Here is a 12,576-nt window from a genome sequence, read left to right as displayed (position 1 = left end):
AAGAGTATATAGAGCCTGCCTTTCTAATGGGTGGGTTCTTTATGTTGAAAGGACTTTCTTGCCCCAGAGGAAGCGAGAGCCCGATACAGGAACGTTGACATAAATTTAACTTTATAAGTAAATAATGTTATTATTACGTCATTCCTCTGGCAGTTCGCTCTGATATAATTTCTGCTAGGTAAGGGAAAGGAGATTAGAATATTGAAAAAAGAGCTAGGATTATTGATGTTATTGAGTGCCATTTTGCTTTCAGGATGTGGGTCAGATAAGCCTGCAACAGTTACACAAGGTGCAGACGATTCTCCCAGTAAACAAGTAACAACACAGCCGGAACAGATTACAGATCGTTCTGGAGATTGTACTGTAGACCGTATAAGCTTGGATATTGAAACCGCACAAAATTTCTATGGAACTTGGAAAGTTGAGAAACTTCTAGGGTTTGCAAATTCATACAACGATGCTTCCGAATATCCCACAGGGCAAAAATTCATTGGAGATAAAATTATCATCGAAAAAGATTTTTTTTCATCAAAAGGACTTAAAAAATACACGAAATATCAAACTGAACTAAAAAATCCATTATACGAAATTACAACGACATGTACTAACTCTGACTCTTTTTATAGATTCTACAAAATAGATATTCCAGACTTAAATATAAAGGATGTAGTAAAAGTAATAGATGTAAGTGATCCTCATACAAAACTTGGCATACCTTCTGGCTTAAATTTTTTTGCTGTTAATAGTGATAGACTTATCTTGTTATCAGAGGCAACTATTTTTGAGCTTAAAAAAGTCTCGGATTAATGCAATGTTTGCTGAACCAAGTAGCGAACGACTAGTAACGCAAAGGAGCGGTCCTCCAATAACGGAGAAACGCTCCTTTTTTACATGTTAAGCTTTGAAGAAGCTATAAGTCTTGTTTCCACCTATAGAATATTTACTTTTGGGACAGCCTCTTTCCTGTTTATGTCTTAAAACGATTGAACTACAGAGTATATACTGGATATTTGTGAGTATAACCAGAGCCTTTACAAAATAAAGTGGCTTCTTCATTTCTTCGTCTTTGTAAATTTTTATCATATGAGAATGCTTTACTGACCAATTTTGAACAATTATCAATTTCGTTTGTTGTACGTGGGCCAATAAAAGTTGGATAGATTTGCTTATAGGCAAGCATGGCTCTTACATCTGGAGTTGTTAGCACCCCAGGACCTCCATTAAAAGTGAGTGAAACAAGGGCACCAAACTGATTTTGTGAAAGTGTATGGCCGTTAGGAAGTGACAATTTATTTACTGCCGAAACAGCCTTTGCAGTATCCTCAGTAAAAAAAGTATTTGCCTTAGACTGAGAAATTGGTGAAGCATAACCTAGATTTAAAGAACTTGATAGAGCATCAGCTTCTGCTTGGGTTAGAAGAGAATCCTTTGGATTACCGGTTGTATTTTTAGTGTATTTTTTAGTATCTGTTATCAGATGTCCCCATCCAACTGTTGGATACCCAACAGGATCTCCATAAAATTTCAAAGAAAATCCCTCATGCGATTTGATAAGGTCTGCTCCGCCAGCGCCAAGATTTGCCATAGTAATCACTCCTGAAATTATTTTTAGTAGAAGAACAATAGGGAGGAATCAAAGCCAGAGCACCATTCCCAAGTTTTCTGCAATGCCGTATTGTCTTCACATTAAAAAAAGAGAAATAAGTCTCTTTATTTACAACCACGCTCCTAATTTTATTTCAATTCACTAATATCAAAAGTTTGTATAACCTCAATCATTTTGACATAAAGCTTTTAATCGGTGTTTGGAGATATTTTGTTGGGTGTAACCTAATTTTTTGGCTATTTCCTCGTCCTTAAGGTTGTGGACATAGGCTAGTGATAGAATCTCTTGTTGTCGGGATGAAAGGGTCTCATAAGCTTGAAAAAGTGCATAGTCTGTGATGTGATCTCTGAGATTTGCATGTATAACATCTGGATCATAAATAGTTAATAGGACAGATTCCATATTGTCATCGTTGTCTAGTGTTAGAGGAAATCGAGTGTCCTTCATTCTTCTTTTTTTGTCATAATTAATGGAGTTGTAATAAATAAGATTGGCCATGTACGAAATAAAACGGCGATTTAAACTATCATCCGGTTTCATTGTCTGCCCCTCCTTTTGAAGAGTTCCTTCCTACACTATAAAGAGAGATTAGATTTCTTTTTTACAACTATTTCCCAAATAATAAGAACAAATGTTCCTATATTTTATCACTCTAAATACTAGAGTCAATGTAAATTCCCTTTTACGAACCACGGCAAAAAAAATTATCGTTCTGGTTGTAATCCATCTGTGTAAATCACCTTATATAGTGAGGGCATCTGTTCTGAGCCTACCCTGCTAACTAGAGGAGTGTGATAGAAATGAAGAATGTACTATATGTACCGCTGGATGACCGGCCTGTGAATCTGGATGATGTGATTGTGCTAGGGAAGTCGGCCGGGATTCATGTGATCACACCGGATGTAACGGACCTTAAGAACCGCCTGGATTCGCAAAAGACAGCATCGGGCACAACCCTGTTGGCCACAGGTTCACCGGCTTATGGAGACACAGCCAGGATCCGGCAATTTATTCTGGAGCACGCCGCTTCTGTAGACGGCTTCATCCTGTCGGCGGACATGCTGGCCTATGGGGGACTGATTGGCAGCCGCCGTCTGCGTACGGATGCAGGGGGCGCTTATCCCGCTTACGATGCAGCAATTACAGACTTGCTGGACGTCATCCGTGAAGTGAAACAAGCTTATCCGGACAAGCCGGTGTATGTAATGGACACGATTATGAGGCTGGCGACTACCTCTTTTGCGGGAGGAGTGGACCTCGCGGCGTATACGGAGTCCCGTAATTTCATGCTTCAGCCGCGCAGAAGCTTCACGCAGTATGGCGATATTCTCAGCGGATATAACCTGTCCCCGACCGGCGACTATGGCAGTACGGCTACTTTTGATAAAGAGCAGTATTACAATACCAGAGCGCATAAATTCAAGACGAACCGCTATATTCTGGAGGTGCTGGCGCAGGAGGGCTCTATTGATTTCCTTGCAGTCGGTGTGGATGATGCTAACACTCAGGGCGTGCAGATTAACGAGATTCACTATATGGAGGCAGGCATTAATGAATGGCTGGGCGGGACCCAGGGTCAAAATCCGGACCGGGCCGTCATTCTCCCGGATGCAGACGGACTGGGACAGGCCTTGCTGGCGCGGATGGCGAATCAGCTCTACCGGAACGGGGCTACCACCAGGTACACCGTTGAATATTTCGGACCTCATGGCTCTACCCTTACGAGTCCGTATGAATATATGGATGTGCACCAGAACATTTTGCGTCATCTGGATATTGTGGGGGGAGTGGCGGTAGGCGATGCCCGTGAGGTGGAGATTATCGCGATTACCGCTGCAGATCAGGCGCTGGCTGCGGTTAACCGGATTGAATATAACGATTCCCGCGCCGTCCCGTCGTTAGTGATTGACTGTGTCGGCGCAGGTGCAGCAGATGCTGGTATAACTGAGACTCTGCTGGGCAGCAGGCATACTGGCTCGCTATTAGGATATAGTGGCTGGAACACGCCGGGGAACAAAATCGGCCTCGCACTGGGCATGGCCCAGGCCCGATATGCTTATGTCGTTACAGAGACCGATGCGGCTGCGCTGGAGCTTGCGGTTAACGCTCACGGCTCACTGCTGTTCAAGCGCTTCCTGAAGGACTATTTCTACAAAAGACTGGCGATTGGCGAAATCCGGACGTACTCCAGAGCCCATTCGCTCTATGAGAATGCTGCAACATTTACAGATCAGAATATGTTGTTGTTCAACAGCCCGGAGGACTACGCTCATCTTCAGGCTCTGCTGAGAGAGCGGATGCAGACACACACGGCTGCGCTTGTTGGGGAGAGCGCCTTCCTGATTGGCAGTGCTGAACCAGCGCGCAGTATCCGGCAGATTAACGGGGGCGATTGGGTCTTCTCGGAATATACCAGTGCTGCCCTTCCGTACGATGACCCCGATTATATCTGGGGCCGCGCCTTTGAAATTACTTTGAATCCTCATGTCACGTTAGAATAATAGGTGTTTTTGACCGGCAGCTCTCCGTGGATAGATTACGGGGGGCTGTTTACGCACCAATAGGAGGCCCGACACGTACAATAACCTATATTTCATGGCAAGAAGACGAAAGGGGGAAGCAGAATGGGGTATGGATACGCGGCTCCGGCAGATCCGGCATTTGAGAGCAGAATGCGGGGGGAGATTATTGCGGCAGCCCGGGCAATGAATGTAGGGGGTACAGATTTCTCAACCTTCGAGAATTCCCACTGCAATCCGAGGTATTGGACCCGTACAGGAGGCGGCGGATTTGAGCTGAATTCAAATGTCACTCCTTCGGCGGCGATTAATGATATTTTTGTCAATGGACAGCTGTATGCCTTCGAATGTGCTATGGCGATGGTGATGATTCTCTATAAAGCGACCATCAACATGATTGGGGAGGCAGCCTTCAACCGGTATTTCACCGGTCTGTACCTGTGGGATTGGAACTATGACAGCAATCTGAAGCTGATTACCACGTTCAACCGGAATGAGCTGCAGCCGGGCGATGTGGTCTATTTCAAGAATCCCGACCATGATCCGGCTAAGCCGGAATGGCAGGGGGAGAACGCGATTATGTTGTCCAGAGACAGTTACTACGGACATGGACTCGGGATTAAGAATGCCACGCAGATGATAACCTCGCTTAACAGGGAGCGGGTGCCGGGCAGCCGGACTCCGGCCTATCTGGCGGATGAAGGGCTTCATCCGGACTTTGCCTATATTGCTTCACTGGGCAACGCGCGCCTGAACCTGCCGGTCTCCGCCAAAGTGAATGCAAAAACGTCCATCTTTTCCAGAATAGGTACGAAATCTTATATTATCCGCTAGAGCAGAGGCAGTTTAACCCTTGGACGAACGGAATTTGAGCGGATGCAGGCCGGTGGTTTTTTTGAATACTGTGCTAAAATAATGGGGATTCTCATAGCCAACCCGCTCCGAGATCTCCATGACCTTCAGGTCCGTGGTCAGCAGCAGCTCCTTCGCTTTGCCTATGCGGATCTGGGTGATATAGTCGGTAATGGTTCCGCCGGTCTCCTTCTTGAACAGCAAGCTGATGTAGTTAGGTGTCAGAAACACCTCCTCGGCAATCCTGGACACGGACAGCTCCGAGGCGTATCCCTCCTGAACGATAGTACGGATGCTGCTGACGATCCGGCTGTTCCTGGAGGTATTCTTGCCTGCCACATAAGCGCTTAAATCATGCAGGAGCGACAGCATATACGCCTTAAGGCCGGTAATCGTGGTCTGCTGATATAGCTTATCCATGATGCTAATCCGGTCGCTCAGCACCTGACCGATATCCTCATCAATCTCATACAGAGCTCTGGCGGAGGTGAAAATCATCTCCGCGCAGAGGCTCTGCACATATTCAATTCTATGCTTGGGCCCGGCCAGCCCGTCAAAGAGCTGCTCCATCAGCCGGGTGACAGTGTCCGTATGTCCTGCCTTCAATTCATTCATCAGCCGGGCCTGGAGTTTATAGATAAAGGTGCTCTGCAGCTTCTCCGTGTCGGGCTGGATATCCTTGATGTAGAGGACGGAGGCGGGACCGGTATAGAATTTGTACACCAGCGCAGCCAGCGCATCCTTATAGGAATCCTCAAGCTGGCCCGCCAGCGGACAAGCCCGCCCGATGCCGACGGAGGCGTCCAGCCGCAGATACTTCTGAATGTTGGCGATAATCTGCCCGCAGGTCCCGGAGATGGAGTGGGACGGAGGCGTCTGCGGGGTGCAGAACACCAGGATGAACTCGTTCTCGCTGGCCACGAAGCTGATGGCGCAGGGGTGGCTGTCCAGGCTCTCCTGAATGATATTCTGGATGGAAAAATAAAGCAGCTGCTTGTGCTCCTCCGAGTATTTGTCCACCGCGCTCCGGTATTCATCCAGCTGGAGTACACATACGCTGAGAGGCGTCCCTTGCTGGAAGGGCAGGGAGAAATACTGTATCTTCTGCCAGATCTCCTTCTCCCTGCGGTAGAGGCCGGCGATCAGATTCTGGAGGAATTTCTCCCGCAGCAGCGGCATATTGTCTTGAAGCTGCTGCTTAAGCTGCTCCATATCCAGCTGCTGCTCGCGCTGCTCTGTCAGCTTCGCCACCGCCTGACGGAAGACACTGCGGATCTCGGGCAGCTTGACAGGCTTCAGAATATATCCCTCTGCATTGACCTTCAGCGCCTCCCGGGCGTAGGAGAAGTCCTGGGCGCCGCTGATAATAATAATCCGGGTGGCGCAGCCTGCTTCCCGCAGCTTCTCTGCTACCTCAAGTCCCCCCATTAGCGGCATCATAATGTCGGTGAACAGGATGTCCGGCCGGAGCTTCAGGCATAATTCGTAGGCTTCCAGTCCGTCCGAGGCTTCCCCGATAATCTCAATCCCGAACTCTTCCTGCCAATCGAACACACGGATCAGACTGCTGCGGATAAACGGCTCGTCATCCGCTACGATCATCGTTAACATCTTCGTTCACCTCATTCCAAGTAGTGACCACCGGGAACCGGATGACAACCAGCAGACCGCAGCCGTCTTCGGTATTGTCGTAGTAACGGATGCCATAGGACTCTCCAAAAAACTGCCGGATCCGCATATGCACATTGCGGATGCCATAAGACTGGTTGCCCGGCTGCGGGTCTGCCAGCAATTGGTTCAGCCGCGCGGGATCTGCGCCTATGCCATCGTCGAACACGGAGATGCTAAGCAGCTCCTGTGTCTGCTCTACCCGGATGCGGATCGTGCCTGTGCCCCGCCGCTGCTGAATCCCGTGAATCAGAGCATTCTCCACCAGCGGCTGGAGACTAAGCTTCACCACCAGACATTCCTCTGCCAGCGGCTGGTCCGTCTCCTCCAGCTCATAGTGAAGCCGGTCCTGGAAGCGGAACTGCTGAATCTGCAGATAGCTCTCGACCTGCCGCAGCTCATCGCGGAGCGGGATGATATTGCGGCCCTTACTCAGGCTGTACCGGAAGAAATCCGAGAGCGAGGTGACCATGCTGCTGATCTCGGGAATATCGTGGTTAATGGCAATCCAGTTAATGGAGTCCAGGGTGTTGTAGAGAAAATGCGGATTGATCTGGGCCTGGAGCATTTGCAGCTCGGCTTCCTTTTTGCGCAGCTCGGTGACGTAGAGCTTGTCGATCAGCGCTTTAATCTGCTGGAGCAGCTTGTTGTAGCGGTTGAATAAATAGGAGAATTCGTCCTTGCGCCGGTAACGGATGGGGATATTGAAGTTCCCGCTCTCGGCATGCGACATCGACTGGATGAATTTGCGGATGGGTGCGGAGATATTCTCGGACAGCAGCAGCGCCATCAGGAAGGAGACGAGCATGCAGATGACAATTACGGCGTACATCACCCGGCGGAAGGAGATCAGCTCCCCGTTAAGCTCGCGGACAGGCGAGAAGGACAGGATGGTCCAGCCGGTGTTCTCCAGGGTTGTGTACGAGACGAGCATCTCCTCGCTGCCGATGGAGTGGCGGAAGGAATGCAGAGCGGACGGGTGGTCTGGAGGGAGCGGGTTACCTGTGTGGTCAGTGTGGTCAGTAACGTCTGTAGTCAGGCTAAGCTTGCTGTAATAATCCTGGGCGGCGATATTCTGGCCGATCAGCGACGGCTCGGGGCTGATGGCGATGGTTCCGGACTTGTCTGCGATATAGACCTTACTGCCGGGCGTGGGCTTATAATGCTCCAGGAGCGTGCCGAATTCGGCCGCCGGAATATCCAGGGTGAGCAGTCCGACATAGGGCAGTTGTGCATGCCGGATACCGAACAGGCGCTTCGCGAATTTGAGGGTGAACCGGGAATCCAGCGAGCTAAGTCCGACCACGGCAAAATCGGCTTTGGCCGGAATGCTTAAATACCAGGGCTTCAAGGTGATAAGATCAATATTGAATACACGGCGTGAGAAGTTATATTGGGTATATTCCGGCCGGTTCAGCATATAGAGCATAGGGACGAAGCTGTTGCCGGAGGTCCCGTTTGCTGGGAAATCCTCAAGGATTTTGCTAAGGGAGGCCAGCTCATTAATGATTCCGGTGCTGTCTGCTGGCCGGTTGGAGGAGATGAGGTCCGCGAATTCAGAATTCAGGTACAGCGCAGTCATGGCTTGATTGGCGGCTTCGAACCGCTGGGACAGATTATCCTGAACCAGATTGAAGTTATTCTCAATCGATGTATTCATATTCCGGGTAATGATCCCGGCAGATTTGTTATAGATGGTGACCGAGATGATCGTAGTCGGGAGAAGAACGAGGAAGAGGAAGTAGAGAATCAGGCGGCTGCGGATGCTGAAATTGTAGAGGAAGAGTGCCTTCGACAACGAATCGTAATATTTCTTCATCGGAGTCCTCCTTCCGGGGTAATAATTGGTATACATTGTAAAACGCGTGAAGTCAGGATGTCAACGCAGGAGGTGCGGTGTGAAAAGGTTATTGTTCAAATATAAGAATTCATATGTTTCACATGATAACTTATCCTTTTATTTCTCACTGAAACGGTACCGTCCTGTAAAAGGACGCCAAAGCCGTTTCCACTTGTATCTTATTGCCGTCTTAGGCTGCGGGCTGGTTATTTACACTCTTGGTTCTAACCGCCCGCTGCTGCCGGACCTCACTCCAGGCGAGAAGGCCGTACCGGCGGCGCAGCCCACCCGGGTGAGGGTCGCCCTGTCTGACTGGACGGAGAACCTGGAAGTGAAGAACGCCATCAGCCATTACAATAAAACGAATCCCGATCAGATTGAGATTGTGCCCATGAACCTTGCAACAGACGCCTACGACGATACCTTGAATATGCTGATAACCTCCGGGCAGGGGCCGGATGTGTTCAGTGTGGATAACGCCTGGCTGGCCACTTATGTCAACAAGGGGTATCTTGCTAATCTGTCAGCGGAGCTGGATGCGGGCTGGCTGCTGCGCTTTCCGGTATGGGCGAGGGCGTACGCGTCCGGCCCGTTGTTCAAGGGCGGAATCTACTTCATGCCCTCCAGTATTGATACCGTCCGTCTCATCTACAATAAACAATTGTTCCGGACCGCCGGACTTGACCCGGAGCAGCCTCCGCATACCTTCGCTGCACTGGAGCAGGCTGCCCTGCAGATTAGCCGGGCCGGAGCACCTGTGAACAAATACGGCTTCGCGTTGCCCGCCGGGGATAGCCGGGCCAGTCTCCAGGCCGGGCTGGAGCTATCGAATACCTACAGCGGTTATTATCTTTATGATTACCGGTCGGGCCGTTATGACCTGAGTGTCTATGCTCCCTGGCTGCAAATGGTACGGGAGATGAAGCAGCAGGGCAGTCTCTATCCGGGGGAGACTCTGCTGAAGCTGAGCAGTGCGCTCCGGCAATTCGCGGACGGCAATATCGGTATGATGTATGTTACCAGCAAAGATTATGTCAGGCTGCAGGAGTATATGCCTAAGGATGACTGGGGGGTAGCGCTCCCTCCCGCAGCGGACCTGTCACGGCGCGGGGCCGGGGCCCTGATGATGGTCCCCCACGCTCCGCTGGTGGTGAACAGTGCAGCGCAGAGCCGGGAGGCTGCGGTGAAGGTCTGGCGTTTTTTTCAATCCCAGGAGTTCCTGGGCATGCTGTACCAGCAGGCGCTCGCCCTCCCGGTGACAGACGGGATTATGGATCAGCCGGGCGCTTCGCGCGGGCTGCGCCACTTCAGGGAATTCTATCCCACCGCAGCAGAATCGGTCTACCCGCTCTCGCCGCAGATCATGGACCAATACGATCCGAATACGGTGTCGATGGAGCCGCGTTATTCAGGCGACCGTCCAAGAATGCAGCTGTACCTGCGGATCATCGCGGGAGACATTCCGCTGGACCAGGGACTGGGCAGCGAGAGTGAGCGGCTGAATCAGATGCTGGATATTGCAGCTACCGGGTATTCTTTTCGGCGTGAGGAGTATATCTATCCGCAGTTCGATCCCCGTTCCCCGTTATTGGGGGAGAGCCTGCAGAGCCGTTCGGGCAGCGGACGGGAATAGAATAGGCTTATATTCAGGGACCTTTCCCGGCCAATGCGGCTGAGGAGAGGCTCTCTTTGTGTTGTCTCCTATTTATACAGGATGCTTGCCGGAATCTAGCTCTACTGCACACACCCTGCCAGAATCGCAGAATATTACTATATTGATCCATCTTTCTGCTGCTAGCTTCTATGTAGTCAAAAGATAGATTAAGCGAGGAAAGGACAATCTATCAGGGCAATGCAAATCTGTCATTAAAGGAGACTGGGAAATGACTCTACTATCTACAGGACCACTGGAAAATAATGCAGTAGGAGGGGTGAGACCCACTACGCAGGTTACGGTCAGAATTGATAACCGCAGTAGTGTTGCAGCTTCTACAGTATCTTTACAAGGCTATTACATGCAGGGAGGCATGCGGGTACTGTATGTCAGTCAATCACTTAATGTAGCTGCCAATGGATCTATTACTAATACTTATTATGCGGATCTGGACGCCTTTGAATTTGTGTTTGACACTCCTGCAATTGTAGATGATCCGGTTCAGATCTCTGTATGGGGGAAGAGCAGCACGGGACAGCTTGTTACTGCCCACCGGCTGGTCTCGGCTGAACTATTGGGTGATACTGGTGTAACGGGTGCGCCTGGGGCTACTGGAGCAACCGGTGTGACGGGTCCGACAGGTGCGACAGGCGCGACGGGCGCAGGAGTAACAGGAGCGACGGGCGCGGGAGTGACCGGTGCGACTGGCGTGACAGGTCCGACCGGAGCAACGGGCGCAGGAGTGACTGGAGCGACCGGTGCAACGGGAGTAGGCGTGACCGGGGCGACTGGCGCGACTGGTGCAACGGGAGTAGGAGTGACGGGAGCGACTGGTGCAACGGGTGCAGGAGTGACCGGGGCGACCGGTGCAACGGGAGTGGGAGTGACCGGAGCGACTGGTGCAACGGGAGTAGGAGTGACGGGAGCGACTGGTGCAACGGGAGTAGGCGTGACCGGGGCGACCGGAGCTGGGGTGACAGGTGCGACTGGCGCGACCGGAGTAGGCGTGACCGGAGCGACTGGCGCGACTGGTGCAACGGGAGTGGGAGTGACCGGGGCGACCGGAGCTGGGGTGACCGGTGCGACTGGGGCGACTGGAGTAGGCGTGACCGGGGCGACTGGCGCGACCGGAGTAGGCGTGACCGGAGCGACTGGCGCGACTGGTGCAACGGGAGTGGGAGTGACCGGGGCGACCGGAGCAACGGGAGTAGGCGTGACCGGAGCGACTGGTGCAACGGGAGTAGGCGTGACGGGAGCGACTGGTGCAACGGGAGTAGGCGTGACCGGGGCGACTGGGGCGACTGGAGTAACCGGAGCGACTGGGGCGACTGGCGCAACAGGTGATACAGGAGTAGGCGTGACCGGGGCGACCGGAGCTACGGGAGTAGGCGTGACCGGGGCGACCGGAGCAACGGGAGTGGGAGTAACCGGAGCGACCGGAGCAACGGGAGTGGGAGTGACCGGGGCGACCGGAGCAACGGGAGTAGGCGTGACCGGAGCGACCGGTGCAACGGGCGTGGGAGTGACTGGAGCGACTGGGGCGACCGGAGCAACGGGAGTAGGAGCGACCGGAGCGACCGGAGCGACCGGTGCAACGGGCGCAGGAGTAACGGGAGCGACTGGTGCAACGGGAGCAACAGGAGTAACCGGGGCAACGGGAGTAGGCGTGACCGGAGCGACCGGAGCAACGGGAGTAGGCGTGACCGGGGCGACCGGAGCAACGGGAGCAACCGGGGCAACAGGTGATACAGGAGCGACCGGGGTAACTGGGCCAACGGGAGCAGCGGTGGCAGGAGTGGCGGGAGCAGCAGGTGCGACCGGTTCGACCGGAGCAACGGGCCCGAATTTTGCAGCGGAAGGGTTCTCCGCCTTGCTGCCGACATTCTCGGCCACGACCAGTACGCAGCTAACGGGTTGGACTGTAAATTCGCCGTTCTATGACAGTGCGACACTTAATGATGCTACAGGAAGCTATACGATCCCGGCATCCGGCAGATATTCAATCAAGGCGACTATTAACTATAGCACTACGGCCGCGATCACGGTTGCATTGGGGGCGGGAATTGATCCGGCTTTTGTAGTGCGGAGAACATCTCCGACAGTAACAGATCTGATAACCGGATTGTTCCCGCTGCTCAATGTTAACATTGCGCTTCTTATAAGTCTGCGGACGATTCTTGGTAACGGTACAGTAACATTGTCAGGCGAGGTTGAACTGAGTGCAGGCGATGTCATCGGCCTCTTCTATGTAGCAGATGGATTAACCGTGCCGTTAGATCTTGGAGGTGCCTCCTCGGGCATTGTGTGGTCTGTTCACAGACTAACCTAATCCCGGCAGGCAGATCAAGCGCATAAGCTTCAGCTAAAAGAGCGTTCCACAGCGGTCATCGTGGAGCGCTTTTTTTGTTTTTTCCATGCCTCTGTATAGCTTCCGGTA

General features: G+C 52.0%; 9 protein-coding genes. 5 read left to right on the top strand and 4 right to left on the bottom strand.

Annotated elements, in window-relative coordinates; all coding sequences use genetic code 11:
* The first annotated feature begins 201 nt into the window (after positions 1 to 201).
* Entirely contained in the window at positions 202 to 807 is a 606-nt protein-coding gene (locus MKX63_RS02970; protein WP_341015172.1) for a hypothetical protein, read from the top strand.
* 181 nt (positions 808 to 988) lie between these two features.
* Here MKX63_RS02970 and MKX63_RS02965 read toward each other — a convergent pair whose 3' ends face one another.
* Positions 989 to 1,585, bottom strand: a complete 597-nt coding sequence (locus MKX63_RS02965) for a lysozyme (RefSeq protein ID WP_341015170.1) — start codon at positions 1,583 to 1,585, stop codon at positions 989 to 991.
* A gap of 186 nt (positions 1,586 to 1,771) precedes the next feature.
* Positions 1,772 to 2,146, bottom strand: coding sequence for a sigma-70 family RNA polymerase sigma factor (locus MKX63_RS02960; protein ID WP_341015168.1), 375 nt, complete (start codon positions 2,144 to 2,146; stop codon positions 1,772 to 1,774).
* Between the two features lie 260 nt (positions 2,147 to 2,406).
* On the opposite strand from MKX63_RS02960, the gene MKX63_RS02955 reads away from it, so the two are divergent.
* Both MKX63_RS02955 and MKX63_RS02950 read left to right on the top strand, forming a co-directional pair.
* Positions 2,407 to 4,107 (top strand): DUF4127 family protein, encoded by a 1,701-nt coding sequence (locus MKX63_RS02955; RefSeq protein WP_341015167.1) that lies wholly within the window; start codon positions 2,407 to 2,409, stop codon positions 4,105 to 4,107.
* A 123-nt stretch (positions 4,108 to 4,230) separates the two neighbouring features.
* Positions 4,231 to 4,959, top strand: a complete 729-nt coding sequence (locus MKX63_RS02950; protein ID WP_341015165.1) for a protein-glutamine gamma-glutamyltransferase — start codon at positions 4,231 to 4,233, stop codon at positions 4,957 to 4,959.
* 12 nt (positions 4,960 to 4,971) lie between these two features.
* Here MKX63_RS02950 and MKX63_RS02945 read toward each other — a convergent pair whose 3' ends face one another.
* A complete protein-coding gene (locus MKX63_RS02945) occupies positions 4,972 to 6,588 on the bottom strand; it encodes a response regulator (RefSeq protein ID WP_341015164.1) in 1,617 nt (538 codons plus the stop codon).
* Complete coding sequence (locus MKX63_RS02940; RefSeq protein WP_341015163.1) at positions 6,563 to 8,464, bottom strand: sensor histidine kinase; 1,902 nt, start codon at positions 8,462 to 8,464, stop codon at positions 6,563 to 6,565. Before MKX63_RS02940 ends, MKX63_RS02945 begins: the two co-directional genes overlap by 26 nt.
* Positions 8,465 to 8,543: 79 nt before the next feature.
* Between MKX63_RS02940 and MKX63_RS02935 the strand changes: the two genes are divergently transcribed.
* Both MKX63_RS02935 and MKX63_RS02930 read left to right on the top strand, forming a co-directional pair.
* Positions 8,544 to 10,118, top strand: coding sequence for an ABC transporter substrate-binding protein (locus MKX63_RS02935; protein ID WP_341015162.1), 1,575 nt, complete (start codon positions 8,544 to 8,546; stop codon positions 10,116 to 10,118).
* Positions 10,119 to 10,368: 250 nt separating this feature from the next.
* Entirely contained in the window at positions 10,369 to 12,468 is a 2,100-nt protein-coding gene (locus MKX63_RS02930) for a collagen-like protein (protein WP_445323474.1), read from the top strand.
* The last annotated feature ends 108 nt before the right edge of the window (positions 12,469 to 12,576 follow it).

It is taken from the genome of Paenibacillus sp. FSL R7-0179, assembly GCF_038002265.1.
GTDB lineage: Bacteria > Bacillota > Bacilli > Paenibacillales > Paenibacillaceae > Paenibacillus_AQ.
The sequence above is the reverse complement of the archived record's forward strand: the minus strand, read 5'-3'. Positions and strand labels throughout refer to the sequence as shown.

Excerpts from the sequence above, each read along its gene's own strand:
- MKX63_RS02965 (WP_341015170.1), bottom strand. The coding sequence starts at position 1,585 with ATGGCAAATCTTGGCGCTGGCGGAGCAGACCTTATCAAATCGCATGAG.
- MKX63_RS02960 (WP_341015168.1), bottom strand. The coding sequence starts at position 2,146 with ATGAAACCGGATGATAGTTTAAATCGCCGTTTTATTTCGTACATGGCC.
- MKX63_RS02955 (WP_341015167.1), top strand. The coding sequence starts at position 2,407 with ATGAAGAATGTACTATATGTACCGCTGGATGACCGGCCTGTGAATCTG.
- MKX63_RS02950 (WP_341015165.1), top strand. The coding sequence starts at position 4,231 with ATGGGGTATGGATACGCGGCTCCGGCAGATCCGGCATTTGAGAGCAGA.
- MKX63_RS02945 (WP_341015164.1), bottom strand. The coding sequence starts at position 6,588 with ATGTTAACGATGATCGTAGCGGATGACGAGCCGTTTATCCGCAGCAGT.
- MKX63_RS02940 (WP_341015163.1), bottom strand. The coding sequence starts at position 8,464 with ATGAAGAAATATTACGATTCGTTGTCGAAGGCACTCTTCCTCTACAAT.
- MKX63_RS02930 (WP_445323474.1), top strand. The coding sequence starts at position 10,369 with ATGACTCTACTATCTACAGGACCACTGGAAAATAATGCAGTAGGAGGG.